Source organism: Cohnella sp. SGD-V74, from assembly GCF_003001675.1.
GTDB lineage: Bacteria > Bacillota > Bacilli > Paenibacillales > Paenibacillaceae > Cohnella.
This window is the reverse complement of the sequence record NZ_PVYW01000026.1, coordinates 81,975-100,870: the sequence shown is the minus strand read 5'-3', so window position 1 is coordinate 100,870 and position 18,896 is coordinate 81,975. Positions and strand designations below refer to the sequence as shown.

The following is an 18,896-nucleotide window of genomic DNA, read 5'->3' as shown; positions in this document are numbered from 1 at the left end:
CCATTTTTTTTCTGCGCCTGACCAATTCGCGTACAAGGACTCGTAACATTGAAGTTCCTCGCAAAGCGAGTTGTTCTAAAAGTCGAGTAATTCCTCCTCAATGGTGCTCAACCGAGGCTCAACAAATTTCAACATTACGAATATGTTTACAAAACAAAATTATATATTTATAATAAAGTTGAAAATGTAAGCGCAAACAGTTGAAGAAACTTTTACAGGGGCCGCGATTGCATTTATCAATCATTTGGGGGACTGGGATCATGAAGAGGAAAGTGTCCATGACAGCCATGCTCGCATTAGCGCTCGCCGTAACGGCGTGCTCGGGCAATTCCGGCAACGGCGGCAAGGGAAGCGAAGCTTCGCCCGCGAACTCGCCGCAGGCCGGCGGAGATGCCGCGACGACGAAACCGGCCGAGCCGCTGAACATCAGCATGGCGCTGATGGCCGGACCGAAGACGCCGAATTCGTGGGCGGAGAAGGCGCTCGAAGAGGAGCTTGCGGCGAAGCTGGGACGCAGCGTGAACGTCGAGCCGGTGTTTCTGCCGGACTGGTCCGAACTCAACACGAAGATCAACCTGCTCATGAGCGGCAAGGATACGCGGCCGAATATTTTGTGGACGGGCGATACGAAGGAATATTTGAAGTGGGTGGACGCCGGCATCGTTCAGGACGTCACTCCGTCGCTGCAGAAGCATGGCAAGGAAATCATCAATTACTATACGAAGGACACGTTGTTCTACCATTGGGATCCGAGCGGCAAAATGTTCCGCATTCCGGCGGACGTGCCCGAAGCGAGCTATATGACGACGATTATCCGCAAAGACTGGCTGGATAAGCTCGGACTGCAAGTGCCCAAGACGCTCGACGAATACGTGGAAGTACTGAGAGCGTTCACGAAGAACGATCCGGACGGCAACAACAAAAACGATACGTACGGCTTGTCCGGAGATAATTATTACCGCTCGCTCATTCCGTTCTTCTATGCTTACGGGGTCGACGTGGAGAACTTCATCCGGCAGGACGACGGCTCCATCAAATTCGGTTCGGTCATGCCCGAAGTGAAGACGGTGCTGGAACTGCTGCAGACGCTGTACAAGGAAGGCGTAATCGATCCGCGCATGTCGACGGCGGCGAACAGCAGCGACCAGATCGTCAACGACATCTACGCGTCCGGCAAAGCGGGCTCCTTCTACCGTTTCGTCGATTACTTCAATCCCGGCAACTCCGCGGCCGTATCGTTCAAGAAGCTGAACCCGGACGGCGAATATATCTCGATCGACCCGATCGTCGGCCCTGGCGGCTTCGGCTCCGATCAGCCCGACCCGGGCATCGGCTGGTGTTACCTGGTCATCACGGACACGACGAATGTCGACGATGCCGTTCAGGTGCTCAATACGATGGCAACGCCGGAGACGTTTAAGCTGTTCACGTTCGGCAAGGAAGGCGAGCACTACGAGATGAAGGACGGCATCTTCACGCCGACGATTACGCCGGACGAAGGCAGCAAGCTCGGACTCGGCAATTTCGGCTGGTACATTCAGCGCAAGGACGCCGCGAATATCAAGAACACGACCGAAGTGACGGAGATGTTCGAGAGCAAGAAGGCGACGTCGCAGCCGATGCGCGAGAAGATCGTCGTATTCAAGGCGCTGGACAGACCGGAGTGGGACAAATATTCCGCGGACATCAAGAAGGAGCGCGACGAGACGTTCTGGTCGATCATTACGGGCAAGAAGCCGGCGAGCGCGTTCGACGAATTCGTGGCGAAATACGAGAAGATGGGCGGCAAGCAGATCGACGAGGAAGCAGCCGGTTTGCTCGACAAGCAGGATGAGGAGCACAAGCAATACGAGGCGTGGTACAGCGAAAATATCGAGCCGTTCAAATAAGCGCACAGGAAAACCGGGAGGGTGAGAAAGAATGGAGGCATCCAGGGAAACGACGGCTGCCGTACATTCATCGAGCGTTGCCTCCGGAAGGACGTTGTGGAAAGACCTGGCCAGGGATCGCTATTTATATTTGCTTCTCTTGCCGGGTCTCTTTCTCATCCTTCTGTTTCGTTACGCGCCGATGTACGGGATCGTTATCGCGTTTCAGGATTTCAACATCTTCAAGGGGGTTAAAGGCAGCGAGTGGGTCGGCTTCGACCAATTCTCCCGCTTGTTCAATTCCCCGGACTTTTACGAAATATTGCGGAATACGGTTCTGATCAGTTTGTACAAGCTGGCGGCGTCGTTTTCGATTCCGATTATTTTGTCGCTGCTGCTGAACGAACTGAAGCACGTCCTGTTCAAGCGGGTGACCCAATCGATCATTTATTTGCCCCATTTCGTGTCGTGGGTCATTTTCTCGGGCATTATCATCTCGTTCCTGAATCCGGTCGACGGCCTGTTCAACATGATCGCGTCGCAGTTCGGCGGCGCCAAGACCGACTATTTGGGCAGCTCGGCCTATTTCCGCTCCATTCTGGTGCTAAGCGATATTTACAAGGAAGTCGGCTGGGGCACGATCATCTACCTGGCGGCCATCTCCGGCGTCAACGCCGATCTGTACGAGGCCGCGCGCATCGACGGCGCGAACAAGGGAAGGCAGATGTGGCACGTGACGCTGCCGGCCATCCGTCCCGTCATTATCATTCTGGTCATTCTGAGCCTGGCGAACATTCTGGAGGCGGGATTCCAGCAGGTGTTCCTGCTCTACAGCCCGCTCGTCTACGATGTCGGGGACATTATCGACACGTACGTGTACCGGGTAGGCATCCAGGAAGCGAATTACAGCTACGCGACGGCGGCCGGCTTGTTCAAGTCGTTCGTGGCGATGGTGCTCATCGTAAGCGTCAACAAGCTGGTGAAAATGAGCGGCCAGGACGGACTATGGTAAGGGAGGCGGGAGCATGGGACTGACAAGGGGCGAGAAGGCGTTCTCCGTATTGAACTATTTGTTTTTCACCGTATTGATGATCGTCATGATTTATCCGTTCTGGTACATGATCATGGGCTCGCTGAGCGACCCGATTTACGTCGCGGACGGAGGCTTCTTCCTGAAGCCGGCGGGCTTCTCGCTCTCGGCGTACGAGGCGGTGCTGAAGAACGTATCCATTCTGACCGGCTTCCAGGTGACCTTCATATCCACCGTGGGCGGGACGGCAATCGGGACGTTCCTGACGGCGACGACGGCGTACGCGATATCGAAGAGAAGGCTGCGGGGCCGCATGTTCTTCGCGTTCCTCGTCCTGTTCACGATGCTGTTCAACGGCGGGCTGGTTCCTTCCTACCTGCTGATCAAAGAGCTGAATATGATCAATACGTACTGGGCGCTCATTTTGCCCGCGGCGATCGGGGCCTGGAACATATTCGTCATGCAAAGCTTCTTCAGGGGAATTCCCGAAGAGCTCGAAGAAGCGGCCAAGATGGACGGCGCGAACGACCTGACCGTCTTCTTCCGCATCGTGCTGCCGTTATCGAAAGCGGTGCTCGCGACGATAGGGCTGTTTATCGCGGTATGGTACTGGAACGACTTTTTCTCGTCGGTGCTGTACTCGACGGACAAGGAGATGTGGCAGCTGCAGATGGTGTTGAAGGATCTTATCAGCAACACCTCCAACGCGATCGCCCAGGCGGGCATATCGATCAGCTATCAGAGCGAAGTGAACGAATTCACGATCAAGATGGCTTCGATTATCGTGTCCAGCGTTCCCATTTTGCTCGTGTATCCGTTTTTGCAGAAACATTTCGTGAAAGGCGCTATGATCGGGTCGGTAAAAGGGTAAGCGAGTGCAGGGCAACGGCGCATAAAGCGGGGCGTCGGCCGGTTATCGGAATAGCGCGTTGAAGAACGGAGGTGCCGTACGAAAGCGCGGCAGCTCCTTTTTCAATCGGTTTTAACGCGGTGCCGGCAGGGGTGGTTTGGCTGGAATTTTATTTTTATTTGCGGAAACAGTTGAAGAATGTTGAATTTTTTTATATTGTATAAATAACAAACAAAGTGAAGCGGCAACAGGGATGGAATCGCGCATGCTGCAACAACCGCGCCCGCGCGTTTGCCGGCGAGGAAGAGACGGAGGATGTAGGGATGAACAAAGTCACGCTTCAGATGATAGCGGATCGCCTGAATGTATCGAAGGCGCTCGTATCCAAAGCGTTGTCTGGAGACAGCGCCGTTAACGAAGGAACGAAGGAGACGATCTGGAAAACGGCGGAGGAGATGGGGTATCGGTTCAAGAAGCCGAGAAAATTCGGCATGGAAGTGACGAACGGCATGATGGCGGTCATTATGCCGCGGGCTTATCTGGACGATATGGAATACTGGGGCAATGTCATTCAAGGGATCGAGAAGGAGCTGTTGGAGCATAATTTCAGCATGCTGCTATCGAGCATCGACATCTCGCTGCCGCCGAAGGAAGGCTTGCTGCCGACCGTCGAGGATCAGCGGGTGAACGGGGCCATCGTCATGGGACATCTTCCGAAAAATTACATCGAGGCGCTGAAGGACAAGCATTTCCCTTTTATTATGCTGGACGCGAATCTGCATGATCCCGAGCTGGACCACGTGCTCGCCAACAATTATCTGGGCGCTTACGAGGCGACCTTGTATTTGATGAAGCAGGGACACCGGCATCTCGCGTTCGTAGGCGATCCGGACACATCCTGGAGCTTTAAGGAGCGCTACCGCGGCTTCCGCGAGGCGGTGACGGATTACGCCAAGGAATGCGGACATCCGGTCTGGGCGAAGCAGATCGGAGGCATCGGGGTGTCGGGGACGGGCATGTACACGCATCCGGAGCTGGACAAGGGCATACAGGACAGCGTCACGCAAGCCGATCCGGTTACCGGCATGTTCTGCGCCAACGATCTGACCGCGTTGGAGACGATTAAGCGGCTGGGCGAGATCGGCCTGAACTGCCCGAACGACGTCTCGATCGTCGGCTTCGACGACACGACGCTGGCCAAGCTGCTGCGCCCGAATCTGACGACCGTCAAAGTGCCGAAAGCGGCGATAGGCGCCCGCGCGGCGGAGCTTATTCTGAGGCGGATTCGCCATCCTCAGATCGCTCCGGGACTCGTGATGCTCTCCACCGAACTGGTAGAGCGGGAATCCGTCCGCCAGCTCGTTCCCGCGAACAGCGCCCAAGCCTGATGAGCCTGCCGTGCGGCGTATCCGATCTACAAGCAAAATCGACAAGTCGAGTCGTGGGGCATCCCCCGTTAGCGCTCGGCTTTTCTTTTCAGAATAAAGTTGAATTTGTTTAGTTAATTGTTTAAAGAAAAATGTTGAATTAAAATTAAAAATAGTTGAAAGAAAAGTTTCTTTATGTTAATATGTCGTTGAAAGCCAATTCATCATTCGATATGAGGGGGATTTACGATGAGAAAGTCCATGTTGGCTCTGGTCAGCACCGTTCTGCTGGCCTCGTCGCTGGCAGCGTGCGGCGGAAACGACAAAAACAGCGGAGGAAGCAGCGCCCAGCCTTCGCCTTCGGCCAGCGCAACGTCGAGCGGCGAAGCGACCGGCGATTCCGGCGCCGCGGAAATCAGCGGCACGATTACGTTCCTGACGAACCGCACCGACATGATCGACAAGGAATACGTCGATTACGCGAAACGCTTCAAAGAGAAATACCCGAACGCGGAAGTGAGGTTCGAAGCGGTCACGGATTTGGACAAAACGACGAAAATCCGCATCGCCTCCGGCGAATTCCCGGACGTCGTGCTGATCCCGACGATTCCGAACTCCGACCTGCCGAAGTACTTCGCACCGCTTGACGATCTCGGGCTGAACGACCGTATTTACTTCAAAGATTACAAAGCCTACGACGGCAAAGTATACGGCATCTCGGCAGGCGCGACGACGACCGGCATCGTGTACAATAAGAAAGCGTTTGCAGATGCGGGCATCACCGAAATCCCGACTACGCTCGACGAGTTCTATGCGGCGGCGGAGAAGCTGAAAGCCAGCGGCGTCGTGCCGCTCGCCTCCAACTTCAAGGATCAATGGCCGCTGTATCCGTGGGCGTCCGAAGTGCCGAGCTCGATCGCGGGCAACGCGAATCTGAACAACGAACGCGTCAACTCCGACGCGCCGTACCAGATGGACAACCCTTACGGCCAAGCGATGACGATTATTCGCACGATGCACGAGAAAGGCTATCTGGAGCCGGACGTCAACTCCACGAACTGGGAGCAGTCCAAGAAAGACGTAGCCAGCGGCAAGTTCGCGATGTACATGCTCGGCAACTGGGTCATCCCGCAAGTCGCGGACAGCGGCACGACAAGCGATAACGTCGGTTTCTTCCCGTTCCCTTACGACAATTCCGGCAAGGTGAACGTGGCGCTTGCTCCGGACTGGGGCTACGGCGTCAACAAGGACAGCAAGCATCCCGAGACCGCGAAAGCGTTCGTGAAGTGGATGCTCGAGGATTCCGGCTTTGACGCCTTCGCCGGCTTCATCCCGGTGCTGAAGGACATAGAGCCTAACGTGCCGCAGCTGGCCGAATTCAACAGCTTCGGACCAACATACATCGAAGCGGTGCCGGACGACGAGGTGGCCACCGAAATCGTCAACAAGGCGCAAATCACGAAGGAAGCGGTCGTGCAGGAATTCGTCTTGTCGAAGGATCCGCAATCCGTATTCGATAAATACAATGCAGCGTGGGCCAAAGCGAAAAGCGCGGTCGGCAAATAAGATGGCCTAGGACGAGGAGAAGTGGATTATCGGGGAGAACGTGCCGGGTAATCCACTTTCGTTCACCAAGAGGATTACTGTAGCGGCATAGAACGGAATGGAGTGAACGTATGAACAATTGGTCTTACAGCGCGCAGCGCAAGCTGATTATGGTAGCGTTTCTGGCGGTGCCGCTTGCGCTGCTATGCATGTTTACCTACTACCCGGCCGTCAGGCTGCTGGTTCAGAGCTTCACCGATTGGGACGGCATCAGCGCCTCCAGCGAATGGCTGGGGCTGGACAATTACAAGGAAGTGTTTACGAACCCGGCTTTATTCGGCGTTTTCCTTCACCAGATTCCTTATGTCGTCATCGGCGTTATCCAGAATATCGTCGCCATTCTGTTTGCAGTAATCTTAAATTCGAAAATAAGAGGCCGGAACGCGTTCAGGGTTATGCTGTTTCTTCCGTTCATCATGAATGCGGTCGCCGTCGCCTTTATGTTCCAATATGTGTTCGACACGACGAACGGTTCGCTGAACGCGCTGCTCGGTTTTCTCGGCCTGGAGTCGCTGCAGCAGAGTTGGCTCGGCAATACGTCGATCGTCAACTACTCGCTGGCGTCGATCGGCTTCTGGCGGTTCATGGGCTATAACATGGTCATTTATCTCGGCGCGCTGCAATCGATCCCGAACGACATGTACGAAGCGGCGAAAATCGACGGCTCGAACCGGTTCCAGACGTTGTGGTATTTGACGCTGCCGAATTTGACCAAAATCATTCAGCTCAACATGTTCCTGACGCTGAGCGGAGCGCTGTCCGTATTCGACCTGCCGTTCGTGCTGACGAAGGGCGGCCCGGCCGGAGCGAGCGAGACGTTCCTGATGAAGACGATCGAAACGGCGTTCCAGTTCAACAACTTCGGTCTGGCGTCGGCGATGAGCGTCGTGCTTCTAGCCTTTACTGTCATTATTTTGGCGGTCCAGAACGCCGTTCTGAACCGGAAGGGGGACTGACGAGAGATGCAGACCAAGAAGCAGACCGGACATTGGGACCCTGTGAACGGATTAAAATACGTATTTCTGGCGATCGCGACTTTCGCGGTGCTGTTCCCGCCCTACGTCGTATTCGTCAACGCGTTCAAGGCGGAGAACGAAGGCGGAGACAGCCCGTTCGCGCTGCCGCGGAGCTTCCTGAACTTCGACAATTTCGCCAACGTCATGGACCGCGCCAACATCGTGCAAGCTTTTTCGAACACCTTCCTGATCGTCGCGGCGTCGCTGATCGGCAATGTCATTTTGGGAACGATGGTCGCGTACGTGCTCGGAAGGATCGAATTCAGGGGGGAGAGCGTCGTGCTCGGCGCCTTCTTGCTGGCAACGATTATTCCGACGATTACGACGCAGGTCGTCGTGTTCTCGCTCATTCAGTCGATGGGAATGTACAATTCGCTGCTCGCGCCGATTCTGCTGTTTATCGGAGCGGACGTGATCCAGATCTACATTTACCTTCAGTTCATTCGCAACATCCCGTACGAGCTGGACGAGAGCGGCATGATCGACGGGGCGAGCCTGTTCCGCATCTACAGGAGCATCCTGTTCCCGCTGCTCGGTCCGGCGACCGCGACGCTCGTCATCCTGAAGACGATCAACATCTACAACGAGCTGTACATTCCGTTTCTGTATATGCCGAAGCAGGAGCTGGTCGTCGTGTCGACGTCGATCATGCGTTTTGCGGGCAACAATCAGGCGCAGTGGGGGAACATCTGCGCGGCGATTCTGATCATCATGATTCCGACGACGCTGCTGTATCTGTTCCTGCAGAAATACATTTTCTCGGGAGTCATGAACGGAGCGGTGAAAGGGTAACGACGGCGGCAGCATGACTATTAAACCAACAAAGCAAGGATGGGTAGCATGACAACATCGTTTGTGACGAGAGAGAAATCGAGACTGCTGCTGGACGGCAAGCCGTTCCGGTTCGCCGGACCGAATATTTACTGGCTTGGCCTGGACGAAAATGTGAACGGCGTGGACTGGCCGACGCCGTTTCGGGTCATCGACGCGCTCGATACGGCGGTGGAGATGGGAGCGAACGCCGTGCGTTCGCATACGCTGGGGGCCTCGCAAGGCAGTCCCAAGTCGATTATGCCGCAGCCGGGCGTATTTAACGAGGAAGCGCTCCGCAAAGTCGACTTCGCCGTTCATGAGGCGGGCAAGCGCGGGCTGAAGCTGATTATTCCGTTCGCGTGCAACTGGGATTATTACCATGGCGGGAGATTCACCTTCGCCAGATGGCAGGGCTCGGAAGATCCGCTGACGTTCTACGCGAACGCGGAGTGCGTCGCCTTGTTCAAGCGGTACATCGGCGCGATCGTCGGACGCGTCAATACGTACAGCGGCATCGCCTACAAGGACGATCCGACGATTATGGCTTGGGAGCTCGGCAACGAGCTGAACGATGCGCCGGCCGCTTGGGTGAAGGAGATGGCCGATTATGTGAAGAGCCTGGATTCGAACCATCTGGTCGCTCACGGCAAGCAGTTCGGACTGGATCGCGACAAGCTGGGCATCGACAGCCTCGATATTTTGGACGTTCATTATTATCCGGCCGACGCCGAAGAGACGGTCTCCGATGCGCGGGAGGTAGAGGCGGCCGGGAAGGTGTATATCCAGGGCGAATACGGCTGGCCCGACGCCGATCTGGAGGCGTTCACGGCCGCGGCCGAAGCGGAGCCCGCGGTGTCCGGCACTTTGTTCTGGTCGCTGTTCCCGCATGCCGACGGCGGCGGATACGTGCAGCATTACGACGGATTTTCCGTTCATTATCCGGGAACGGGGGTTAATGACGATCTTGCCGCGCGCATCGGCCAGCTCAGAGCCCATCTGTTCCGCATGAGAGGGCTCGACGTGCCGGAGCATTCCGTCCCGGCGGCGCCGGTCGTGATTCGCGCCGAGGGCGGAATCGCCTTCCGCCGCGCGGTCGGCGGCGCCTATTATACGGTGGAGCGGACGACGGAGAGCCAGGAGGGGCCGTGGACGGTCGTGTACGACAGACGTCCCGCGGACCACGCCGAATATTGGATCGACCCGACCCGCATTCATACGAAGCCGGCCTATTATCGCATCAAAGCCCATAACGCGGCAGGCATTGCCGGTTCGTACTCCGCTCTGTATCGTTCGGAGCCGTTCTGATCCTCGCGGAAATTGGAGCTGTCTTATAAGTAAACAGAGCCGTACCGAACGATTATCGATGAATGGCGCCAGGCGCATCTATCTCCTTCCGATGCTATACGATCCTGAAATTTTGAATAAGTAGACCCGTCGCAGGGTTATTTCAGGACCGTATTAGGCAGTCTCCAGGAGATAGATGCCCTTCTTTTTTCATCGATAATCTTGTACCGCCCTTACTTATAAGACAGCTTCTTTGTTCTTCGCGAAAGGCGATATGAACGGCTGTCCGGAGCGGGAAGAACACAGCAATAATTGCCCTAAATCACCTCAATATCGTGGAAGTATTGCCGAACGGCCCTCTCTTATAATTGGAGCTGCAAGATCAGAAAACAGGCCATGAAGAGGGAGGAAGCGCAATGACAAACAGAAAGAAGAAGCTGCTGCTGCTGACCGCAATATCGGCCATGCTGGCGGGCTGCTCGAACTCCGGCGGGAATGGGAGCGGAAGCGAGTCTTCCGGAACGAACGACGGGGGCGGCGCGGCGGCTTCGAAGCCGCTGCAGGTCAGCATTACGCTGATGGGAGGGCCCAAGACGCCCGACGCTTGGGTGGAGACGGCGCTGGAGGAGGACCTGTCGGCGCATTTGAGTCGTAAGGTAGATCTGGAGAACCTCTTCCTGCCGGGCTGGAGCGACTACAAAACGAAGCTGAACCTGATGATGGGCGACCGCAAGAGCATGCCGGACATCCTGTGGCATTCCGACATGGAGAAGGAATACAGCAGTTGGATTCAGGCGGGCGTGCTCGTCGATCTCGTGCCGCATCTGCAGAAGCACGGACGGAACATTCTCGACTACTACACCGAGGACACGCTTTTCTACAGCTGGGATGACGGGAAAATGTTCAGACTGCCCGGCGACGTGGCCGAGCTCGGCTCGATGACGACGATGCTGCGGCAGGACTGGCTCGACAACCTGGGGTTTCAGACGCCGACTACGCTGGATCAATACGTCGAAGTTTTGAGAGCGTTTACGAATGACGATCCGGACCGCAACGGCAAGAAGGACACGTTCGGCTTCGTCGGCGACCACGACTGGCGGGCGTTCGCTCCCTTCTTCTATTCGCACGGCGTCGACGTCGATCAGTTCCTCGTGCAAGAGGACGGAACGGTCAAGTACGGAGCGACGATGCCGCAGGTCAAGCAAGCGCTTAAGCTGCTCCAAGACCTGTACGCGGAAGGCGTAATCGATCCGAGAATGGTGACGCCGAACGTAAGCGCCGGCGATCTGTTCGCCGAAGGGAAGGTTGGCTCGCTGTATTATTGGGTGTCTTTCCTCAACGCCGGACATCCGAAGCAAATGTCGTTTAAGGAAATCAATCCGGCGGGGCAATATACGGCGCTGGAACCGATGCTCGGACCGGACGGCTTCAGCGCGGACGTGCCTTCGGACGGCAAAGGCTGGAGCTTCGTGTCGGTGACGGGCGCGGCGGAAGAGCCGGACGCGGTCGTGCAGGTGCTTAACCGGATCGCTTCCAAGGAGACGAATACGCTGATCAAGTTCGGCAAGGAAGGCGAGCATTACAAGCTGGACAACGGCACGTTCGTCAACTTGATCAACGAGGACGAAGGCAAGCAGCTCGGCCTCGACAACTACACCTGGATCATTACGCGCAAGGACGAGGCGAATATCAAAAATACGCCGGAAGTGATCCAGCTGTTCGAGCGCAGAATCGAGACGTCGCAGCCGATGAGGGACAAAATCGTCTTCTTCAAATCGTCGAACCGCAAGGAATGGAGCGAGTATTCGGCGGGTCTGATCAAGCTGAGGGACGAGACGTTCTACGGCATCATTGCCGGCAATCTCGACATCGGCGCCTTCGACGACTTCGTAGAGCGGTTCTACAAGCAGGGAGGCAAGCAGGTCGAGGAGGAAGCCAACCTGCTGTATGCTTCGCAGCGGGAAGAGCGCGAGAAGTTCGGAGAATGGTACAAGACCAACATCGCGCCTTACAAATAAGCGGTCCGCGGGAAGGGGAGGCGGCTTGAGGCCGCTTCTCCTTCCGTCTGGCGGGCAGATGAGGGGGTGGACGCCATGTTCAGAAGCGCCGGGTCCGCGCTGCCGATCCGCGCGGACCGCTGGAAACGGATCAAAAGAGACAAGTACCTGTACCTGCTTCTTTTTCCGGGACTGTTTATCATTTTTTTGTTCAAGTACGTGCCGATGTACGGCATCGTCATCGCGTTTAAGGAGTACAACATTCTCCTCGGCGTGTTCGACAGCCCGTGGGTAGGCTTCCAGCAGTTCGAGCGCCTGTTCCGGACGCCGGATTTCATGAAAATTTTCCGCAACACCTTTGTGATCAGCCTGTACAAGCTCATTTTCGGATTTCCGGCTCCGATCATTCTCGCGCTGCTGCTGAACGAGCTGAAAAACGGCTTTTTCAAACGGTTCACGCAGTCGGTGCTCTACTTGCCGCATTTCCTGTCGTGGGTCATTTTTACGGGCATTATCGTCGCGTTTCTCAATCCGGTGGACGGGCTCGTCAACTACGTTCTGACGTCGGCGGGCATGAAACCGATTAATTTTATGATCATCCCGGACTATTTCCGCACGCTGCTGGTCAGCACTCATATTTACAAGGAAATGGGCTGGGGCACGATCATTTATTTGGCTGCGATGTCCGGCGTCAATCCGGATCTGTACGAGGCGGCAAGGGTGGACGGAGCGAACAAGTTCAAGCAGATGTGGCACGTGACGCTTCCTTCGATCCGTTCGGTCATTCTGATTCTGATGATTCTCGATCTCGGCAACATTCTGGAGGCGGGATTCATGCAAGTATTTCTGCTGTACAATCCGCTCGTGTACGATGTCGGCGACATTATCGATACTTACGTATACAGAGTCGGCATCCAGAGCGCGAACTACAGCCTGGCGACCGCGGCGGGCGTATTCAAATCCGTCATTGCGCTCGTGTTGATTTACACGGCTAACAAAATCGTGCGGAAGTCCGGCAACAACGGGCTGTGGTAGGGAGGGACGGCAATGCTAGGCATTTCGCGCGGAGAGCGCATATTCGGCGTCATCAACCGTTCGGTCATGCTGCTGCTGACGGTCGCCATGATTTATCCGTTTTGGTATCTCGTTATGGCGTCGTTAAGCGATCCGAAGCTGACGGCGCTCGGAGGACTGTATTTGTGGCCGAAAGGATTTTCGTGGGACGCGTATATCGCGGTGCTCGGTGACGCTTCGTTCTGGTCGGGGTTCCGGGTATCCGTCATCGTTACGATCGCGGGCACGGTAATCGGCACCTTCCTGACGGCTACGACCGCCTATGCGATTTCCAAGAAACGTCTGCAGGGGAGAATGGCGGTTTCGTTTTTTATTTTGTTCACGATGCTGTTCAACGGCGGGCTCGTGCCCAATTACTTGCTGCTGAAGGAGCTCCATATGCTGGATACGCTGTGGGCGCTCATCGTTCCCGGCACGATATCCGCGTTTAACGTGTTCGTGATGCGCAGCTTTTTCGTCGGCCTGCCCGAAGAGGTGGAGGAAGCGGCGAAGATAGACGGCGCCAACGATTTGACCGTGTTTTTCCGCGTCGTGCTGCCGCTGTCGAAGGCGGTGCTGGCGACGATCGGCTTGTTCATGGCGGTCATGTACTGGAACGATTTTTTCTCCACGATTCTGTACATTACGGACAAGGGCAAATGGCAATTGCAGGCGGTGCTGCGCAACTTGATCGACCACGCGGTGCAAAGCTCGGGCAACGGGCCGAACGGCGACCAGATCCAGGTGTCGGCCTTCACCGTGCGCTCGGCGTCCATTTTGCTGGCTACGCTGCCGATTCTGCTCGTGTATCCGTTTCTGCAGAAGCATTTCGTAAAAGGCGCAATGATCGGTTCGATTAAAGGATAGCGAGGGAGCTATAGAGAAAGAGAACTTGGCGGGCATCCGATAGGGAGCCGTGCGGGTTGAAGGAGATGGACGACATACTGGCTGCAAGCATTTTCCTGGCGATTTTCGGCGCGGGGCTTCTTCTTGGGTTCGTGGGCGCGGGAGGTTCGGGCTTTATTATTTCCATCCTGACGACGGCGTTCGGCCTGCCGATCCATACGGCGCTCGGAACGGCGCTGTCGGCGATGATTTTCTCTTCCGTATCGGGGACGATCAGCCATTACCGGGAAGGCAACGTCGCGTTGAAAACAGGGCTCGTCGTCGGGGTGTTCGGCGCTTGCGGCGCGTGGATCTGCTCGCAGGTGTCGGTGGGCATCGACGGAGGAGCGCTTAAATATATGACCGCGGCCGTCCTGTACCTGTCCTCCGGCATGCTGTGGCTGCGCATGTACATGGTCAGCCGCCGGCGCAAGGCGGCGGAGTCGCGGGAGGAGGGCGAAGAGGATGCTCGTCCCGTATCCTGGCCGAAGTCGGGAGTGATCGGCTTGGCCTGCGGCGCGTTGTCGGGACTGTTCGGCGTCGGGGCGACGCCGTTTATCCAAATTTCGCTGATGGTGATTCTCGGAATGAAGGTGTCGCAGGCGGCGGGCACGACGATGCTGGTCATCGCGCCGATCGCCGTCGCGGGAGGAGCCGGATTTTACGGCACGGGCAATTTGGACTTGAAGCTGCTCGCCGTTGTGCTGGCAGCCATTACGGCGGGTTCGTATATCGGCGCCAAATTCACGAAGCGTCTGCCCGAAGCCGTGTTGAAATCGGCCATGGTGCTTACGCCGATGCTGGGCGCGACGCTGCTGCTGTTCTGATCGAAGAAAGGGGAGGAAGAACATGGCTTTTCTGCAAGTGGAGTTCTATTCCGAGACTTTGGCGCTGGCCAGCACGATTAACGTCATCGCGCCGGAGCGGCGGGCGGGAGGGGCGGACGGCTGCGCGGTGCTGTATTTGCTTCACGGCGGCTCCGACAACCATACGAGCTGGCATCGCTTCAGCTCCATCGAGAGGCATGTGGAAGGCAAGAACCTCATCGTCGTGATGCCGTCGGTGCAGTACAGCTTCTACAGCGATCAGAAATACGGCTTTCCGTATTTCGCCTATTTGGCCGAAGAGCTGCCGGCGGTCGTGAAAGGGTTGTTCCATGCGTCGGACCGCAGGGAGGACACGTTCGCGGCGGGCTTGTCCATGGGCGGCTACGGCGCCTTCAAGCTCGGCATAACGCGTCCGGACAAGTTCGCCGCCGTGGCCAGCCTGTCCGGCAGCCTCGATCAGCGCGACCGGCTCGGCCCGTCGCCGGGCATCAACAACCAGATGATGCTGCGAATGGCGCATCTCACGTTCGGCTCCGAGCGGGAGTACGAGGGCAGCGACAACGATCTGGCCTATGTGCTGGAGAACCATTTGCGGTCGGGCGCGGAGCTGCCGAAGTTTTATCAAGCTTGCGGAACGTTGGATCATAATTTCTCGATTAACGAGAGCTTTTACCGGCAATTCGAGGGCAGAGTGGATTTGACTTACTCGGTTGACGAGGGCAGAGGGCACGAGTGGACGTATTGGGACGAGCAGATTCGCCGCGTGCTGGAGTGGCTGCCGATTGACGAAGGAGGCGCAGAGCGATGAAGGTGGGCGTATTGTGCGGAGACCGTTGGCATCCTGCGGAGGTCGTCCTGACCGGATTGCGGGAGGCGCTGGGAGAGAACGGAGAGGGAGCTCTTCGGGAAACGGGCGGACAATCGGCACGAGAGGATGAACCTTGGACGCTGGAGCCGCTGCCGCTGCAAGGGGAGCGGTCGATCGATTCCTGGCTGGCGGATAAGGACGTCGTGGTGCTCGCCAAGTTGAATCATGTATCCGAGGACGATTCCGCGCCATGGCTGACGGCGGAGATCAAAGGCGCGATCATGGCCTACGTGGAGGGCGGAGGAGGACTTGCCGTCATTCACGCGGGGACTGCCGGCTTCAAGGACGATCCGGTATTTTGCCGGTTTATCGGCGGCGTGTTCGCTTATCACCCGGAGCCGTGTCCGGTTACGTTGACGGTTAGCGCCGACAGGGCTCCTTTTCCCGCAAGGAGCGAGGGCGATGTCGTCGTTCACGACGAGCACTACATGATGGACATGGCCGACGAGTCGCTTGACGTCTTCCTGACGGCCGCGTCGGAGCACGGCATGCAGGCGGCGGGGTGGAGCAGAGCTTATGGACAAGGGAAAGTCTGCACGCTTACGCCCGGACATTACCTCGAGGTGTGGAGGGAACCCGCCTATCGGGAGCTGATCGCCGGCGGCGTGAGGTGGTGCGCCGGAAAAGCCGGAGGAATCGACTCCGCAGGCGGCGAAATAACGGAATAAGACGATGTATGGAAGGGGGCGGGTGAAGTGGCGGGGAAACACATAGTCGTGATAGGCGCCGAACATCCTTTCGCGGATCGGATGTGCCGGGTTTGGCGGGATGAGGGCAACGCGGTGCTGGCCGCCAGGGCAGGCGGCGCGGGAAACGAAGCGGCTGCGGGGACCGACGAATTGGAGCGGGTTTGGTTTAATCCTCTAGAGGAGGCTTCCGTCCGGGCGATGGCCGCGAAGGCGGGCGAAACGATGGGGCGGATCGATCTGGCGATAATCTGCCTCGACAATCGCAAGGAGTTCGCGCTGCGCGAAGGTTTCGACAGCGGCGAGGCGATGGAACTGTACGACTACAACGCGCTCGGGCCGCTGCGCGCGATCGAGGCGCTGCTGCCTTGCATGGGCGAAGGGAGCAAGCGAATCGGCTTGCTGTCCGACGTGCGGGACAGCCTGACGGAGCCGATGGGAGCTCGCCATCTTGGGTACGATATGTCGCTTGCGGCAAGGCGGATGTCGGTCCAAATCATGGCCAACGCGCTGGGCGGCGAAGGCTATACGTTCCGGGCGGCGGTGCTGGACTTGGAGAGGGAGCGGGAGGAGCCGCGGGAGGAGCTGGCCGCCGGGGCATGCCGCGTCTTGTCCGACTTGGCCGACCAGGAGGTTCTCCGGGTTTTCCGAATGGAGTAGCGGCGCAGAAGCATCCGATGGGACGATATTGCGCGGAAGCGAAAGGGGAGTAAGGGGATGCACACGGCACTTGTTACCGGCGCGGATCGGGGCTTGGGATTTGCGCTGACGGCGCGGCTGCTGTCCGACGGTTGGCGCGTCATTGCCGGCCGCTACTTGGAGGATTGGCCCGAATTGCCGGCGTTGGCCGAGAGGTACGGGGAGCGATTGGTCATCGTTCCCCTGGACATTGGCTCGGATGAGTCGGTACACATAGCGGCGAAGCTGGCTTCGGCGCAGACGAATTCCGTCGATCTCGTGATCCACAATGCGGCCGTATCCACGCCGTTGAAGGATCTGGACCTCAGAGGCGGGCTGGATTACGGGGATATGAAAAGAATTTACAATATCAATGCCTTGGGCATGCTGCGCGTGACCGAAGCGTTCCTGGGGTTGACGGACGCCGGCTCCATGAAGCGGCAGTGCGTCGTCTCGTCGGAGGCGGGCAGCGTCGAACGCTGCGAACGCCGCGCATGGTACGGCTACTGCATGTCCAAAGCCGCGCTTAATATGGGGACGATGCGTCTGTACGAACAGCTGCGTCCCGAAGGCTACACCTTCCGGCTCTTTCATCCGGGGTGGATGAAGACGTATATGTCCGGCGTCAAGAGCGAGGAAGGCGAGCTGGAAGCCGACGAGGTGGCGGAAGCCGCGGCGCGTTATTTCGTCGAGCCGGGAGAAGCGAACGGCCGATTGGTCATGAGGGATTGGTCGGGGAAAGAATGGCCTTGGTGAGGTCGCTTCTTCGAGGCTAAGCGAGAGATGAGGTTGGCAGACGATGGAATACGCGTACAAGATGATCGAACTCGAAGAAAGTCTTCCCATCCGGCTCGTCATGCATCGCCGTAAGAGCTACAGCTACCATTGGCATAAGGAATTGGAAATCTTCTTCGTGCTGCAAGGCTCTGTCGTCATTCGCACGACGAAAGCGCAGTATACGCTGCAGGAAGGCGAAATTCTGATCATGAATTGCAACGAAATCCATGCCTCGCATTGCCCGGGACACGCCGACGCCGTATTGATCGTCCAGTTGGATCTGCAGTTTCTGAAGCAGCACGGGTACGATTTCTCCCAGTTGTCCGTGCAGCGCGAGCAGTGGGTTCATCCCGACACCGTAGCGGAAATCAAGCGCGCGTTGGCCGGCATCGTGCTTGAAATGTGCCAGAAGAAGAGGGGCTACCAGATTCAAATCATGTCGCTGCTGTACCGTTTCATCAGCGATTTGCTTCGCAAAGTGCCCCACCGGATGCTCGACCAGGCTCCGAACGCGATGTCCGACGTCGACTTCAACCGGCTGAACCGGGTGATCGCCTACATCAACGAGAACTACCAACTGCCGATCAGTCTGAGAGACGTGGCGAAAGAGGAGTTTCTGAGTGCGTATTACTTGTCGCATTTCTTCAAGGAGAAGGTCGGCTTGACGTTCTCGGAGTGTCTGAATCAGGTCAGGCTGCAGAAGGCTGTGGAGCTGCTGCTGTCCGAATCGTCCAGGACGATTACCGAATTGGCGCTGAGCGTCGGCTACCCGAACGTCAAATCGTTTAATCGCTCGTTCAAGCTCAAGTACAGGATGAGTCCGTACCGGTACAAAAAGATGATCCTCGGCAACGAAGAAGCGGCCGGGGGAAGGTCGTCGGCGCCCGCGTCGGTCCATGAGCAGCATAACGATCTGTACAGCGACTTCATTCTGGAGAAAATTAAGGGTTGGCTCGGCAACGCGTAGAATCATCGATGAATCAGTCCGGTGTATATATCTTCTTCCGCTGCTGTTACGGTCATGAAATCCGGAATGGTTAAACCCGTGACAAGGTAATTTCATGACCGTAAGAGGCAGGCGCTTCGCTCTACAGAAGATACATACCCCTCCCCTTTTTCGATGATTCTGTTGCCTGACTTAAGAGGGCAGCCCCGTTAGCCGCCGGCCTATGAAACGTCCCATTCGCGCAACCCTTCCCCTACAATCCCGCTTCCTTTCTCCGGCAACCCGTCTTTACGTCCCGCCAGTCGTCTGTGCTATGATGTTATTCATCCGACGCCCGCGACAAGGA

Annotated in this window: 17 protein-coding genes; all 17 read left to right on the top strand. The window is 57.0% G+C overall.

Annotated features, from left to right (window positions below; all coding sequences use genetic code 11):
* The first annotated feature begins 260 nt into the window (after positions 1–260).
* The 17 genes from B0G52_RS30465 to B0G52_RS30385 all read left to right on the top strand — a co-directional run bounded on the left by B0G52_RS30465 (position 261) and on the right by B0G52_RS30385 (position 18,571).
* Complete coding sequence (locus B0G52_RS30465; protein ID WP_094050197.1) at positions 261–1,889, top strand: type 2 periplasmic-binding domain-containing protein; 1,629 nt, start codon at positions 261–263, stop codon at positions 1,887–1,889.
* A gap of 31 nt (positions 1,890–1,920) precedes the next feature.
* Positions 1,921–2,880 carry an ABC transporter permease gene (locus B0G52_RS30460; protein WP_094050196.1) on the top strand — a complete coding sequence of 320 codons (960 nt, stop codon included), beginning with the start codon at positions 1,921–1,923 and terminating at the stop codon, positions 2,878–2,880.
* 13 nt (positions 2,881–2,893) lie between these two features.
* Entirely contained in the window at positions 2,894–3,769 is an 876-nt protein-coding gene (locus B0G52_RS30455) for a carbohydrate ABC transporter permease (protein ID WP_094050195.1), read from the top strand.
* 302 nt (positions 3,770–4,071) lie between these two features.
* On the top strand, positions 4,072–5,136 hold the full coding sequence (locus B0G52_RS30450) for a LacI family DNA-binding transcriptional regulator (protein ID WP_094050194.1): 1,065 nt from the start codon (positions 4,072–4,074) through the stop codon (positions 5,134–5,136).
* Positions 5,137–5,364: 228 nt separating this feature from the next.
* On the top strand, positions 5,365–6,681 hold the full coding sequence (locus B0G52_RS30445) for an ABC transporter substrate-binding protein (RefSeq protein ID WP_094050193.1): 1,317 nt from the start codon (positions 5,365–5,367) through the stop codon (positions 6,679–6,681).
* A 110-nt stretch (positions 6,682–6,791) separates the two neighbouring features.
* The gene (locus B0G52_RS30440; protein ID WP_094050192.1) at positions 6,792–7,676 is read left to right on the top strand and encodes a carbohydrate ABC transporter permease; all 885 of its coding nucleotides are present in this window, start codon (positions 6,792–6,794) and stop codon (positions 7,674–7,676) included.
* 6 nt (positions 7,677–7,682) lie between these two features.
* Positions 7,683–8,528, top strand: a complete 846-nt coding sequence (locus B0G52_RS30435) for a carbohydrate ABC transporter permease (protein WP_094050191.1) — start codon at positions 7,683–7,685, stop codon at positions 8,526–8,528.
* Positions 8,529–8,576: 48 nt separating this feature from the next.
* Positions 8,577–9,854, top strand: a complete 1,278-nt coding sequence (locus B0G52_RS30430) for a glycoside hydrolase 5 family protein (RefSeq protein WP_094050190.1) — start codon at positions 8,577–8,579, stop codon at positions 9,852–9,854.
* A gap of 395 nt (positions 9,855–10,249) precedes the next feature.
* On the top strand, positions 10,250–11,851 hold the full coding sequence (locus tag B0G52_RS30425; RefSeq protein ID WP_094050189.1) for a type 2 periplasmic-binding domain-containing protein: 1,602 nt from the start codon (positions 10,250–10,252) through the stop codon (positions 11,849–11,851).
* Between the two features lie 75 nt (positions 11,852–11,926).
* Positions 11,927–12,865, top strand: coding sequence for an ABC transporter permease (locus B0G52_RS30420; protein ID WP_198960762.1), 939 nt, complete (start codon positions 11,927–11,929; stop codon positions 12,863–12,865).
* Between the two features lie 12 nt (positions 12,866–12,877).
* On the top strand, positions 12,878–13,750 hold the full coding sequence (locus B0G52_RS30415) for a carbohydrate ABC transporter permease (RefSeq protein ID WP_094050188.1): 873 nt from the start codon (positions 12,878–12,880) through the stop codon (positions 13,748–13,750).
* 65 nt (positions 13,751–13,815) lie between these two features.
* Positions 13,816–14,595: a sulfite exporter TauE/SafE family protein gene (locus B0G52_RS30410; protein WP_094050220.1), complete on the top strand. Its 780-nt coding sequence runs from the start codon at positions 13,816–13,818 to the stop codon at positions 14,593–14,595.
* Positions 14,596–14,617: 22 nt separating this feature from the next.
* The gene (locus B0G52_RS30405; RefSeq protein WP_094050187.1) at positions 14,618–15,403 is read left to right on the top strand and encodes an alpha/beta hydrolase; all 786 of its coding nucleotides are present in this window, start codon (positions 14,618–14,620) and stop codon (positions 15,401–15,403) included.
* Positions 15,400–16,131 carry a ThuA domain-containing protein gene (locus B0G52_RS30400; protein ID WP_094050186.1) on the top strand — a complete coding sequence of 244 codons (732 nt, stop codon included), beginning with the start codon at positions 15,400–15,402 and terminating at the stop codon, positions 16,129–16,131. The genes B0G52_RS30405 and B0G52_RS30400 overlap by 4 nt, the downstream gene beginning before the upstream one ends.
* Positions 16,132–16,158: 27 nt before the next feature.
* Positions 16,159–16,809, top strand: coding sequence for a Rossmann-fold NAD(P)-binding domain-containing protein (locus tag B0G52_RS30395; RefSeq protein WP_094050185.1), 651 nt, complete (start codon positions 16,159–16,161; stop codon positions 16,807–16,809).
* Between the two features lie 57 nt (positions 16,810–16,866).
* Positions 16,867–17,583 carry an SDR family NAD(P)-dependent oxidoreductase gene (locus B0G52_RS30390; protein WP_094050184.1) on the top strand — a complete coding sequence of 239 codons (717 nt, stop codon included), beginning with the start codon at positions 16,867–16,869 and terminating at the stop codon, positions 17,581–17,583.
* 43 nt (positions 17,584–17,626) lie between these two features.
* On the top strand, positions 17,627–18,571 hold the full coding sequence (locus B0G52_RS30385) for an AraC family transcriptional regulator (RefSeq protein WP_094050183.1): 945 nt from the start codon (positions 17,627–17,629) through the stop codon (positions 18,569–18,571).
* The last annotated feature ends 325 nt before the right edge of the window (positions 18,572–18,896 follow it).

What these genes read in the sequence shown, in the direction of transcription:
- B0G52_RS30465 (WP_094050197.1), top strand. Translation starts at nt 261, where the DNA reads ATGAAGAGGAAAGTGTCCATGACAGCCATGCTCGCATTAGCGCTCGCC.
- B0G52_RS30460 (WP_094050196.1), top strand. Translation starts at nt 1,921, where the DNA reads ATGGAGGCATCCAGGGAAACGACGGCTGCCGTACATTCATCGAGCGTT.
- B0G52_RS30455 (WP_094050195.1), top strand. Translation starts at nt 2,894, where the DNA reads ATGGGACTGACAAGGGGCGAGAAGGCGTTCTCCGTATTGAACTATTTG.
- B0G52_RS30450 (WP_094050194.1), top strand. Translation starts at nt 4,072, where the DNA reads ATGAACAAAGTCACGCTTCAGATGATAGCGGATCGCCTGAATGTATCG.
- B0G52_RS30445 (WP_094050193.1), top strand. Translation starts at nt 5,365, where the DNA reads ATGAGAAAGTCCATGTTGGCTCTGGTCAGCACCGTTCTGCTGGCCTCG.
- B0G52_RS30440 (WP_094050192.1), top strand. Translation starts at nt 6,792, where the DNA reads ATGAACAATTGGTCTTACAGCGCGCAGCGCAAGCTGATTATGGTAGCG.
- B0G52_RS30435 (WP_094050191.1), top strand. Translation starts at nt 7,683, where the DNA reads ATGCAGACCAAGAAGCAGACCGGACATTGGGACCCTGTGAACGGATTA.
- B0G52_RS30430 (WP_094050190.1), top strand. Translation starts at nt 8,577, where the DNA reads ATGACAACATCGTTTGTGACGAGAGAGAAATCGAGACTGCTGCTGGAC.
- B0G52_RS30425 (WP_094050189.1), top strand. Translation starts at nt 10,250, where the DNA reads ATGACAAACAGAAAGAAGAAGCTGCTGCTGCTGACCGCAATATCGGCC.
- B0G52_RS30420 (WP_198960762.1), top strand. Translation starts at nt 11,927, where the DNA reads ATGTTCAGAAGCGCCGGGTCCGCGCTGCCGATCCGCGCGGACCGCTGG.
- B0G52_RS30415 (WP_094050188.1), top strand. Translation starts at nt 12,878, where the DNA reads ATGCTAGGCATTTCGCGCGGAGAGCGCATATTCGGCGTCATCAACCGT.
- B0G52_RS30410 (WP_094050220.1), top strand. Translation starts at nt 13,816, where the DNA reads ATGGACGACATACTGGCTGCAAGCATTTTCCTGGCGATTTTCGGCGCG.
- B0G52_RS30405 (WP_094050187.1), top strand. Translation starts at nt 14,618, where the DNA reads ATGGCTTTTCTGCAAGTGGAGTTCTATTCCGAGACTTTGGCGCTGGCC.
- B0G52_RS30400 (WP_094050186.1), top strand. Translation starts at nt 15,400, where the DNA reads ATGAAGGTGGGCGTATTGTGCGGAGACCGTTGGCATCCTGCGGAGGTC.
- B0G52_RS30390 (WP_094050184.1), top strand. Translation starts at nt 16,867, where the DNA reads ATGCACACGGCACTTGTTACCGGCGCGGATCGGGGCTTGGGATTTGCG.
- B0G52_RS30385 (WP_094050183.1), top strand. Translation starts at nt 17,627, where the DNA reads ATGGAATACGCGTACAAGATGATCGAACTCGAAGAAAGTCTTCCCATC.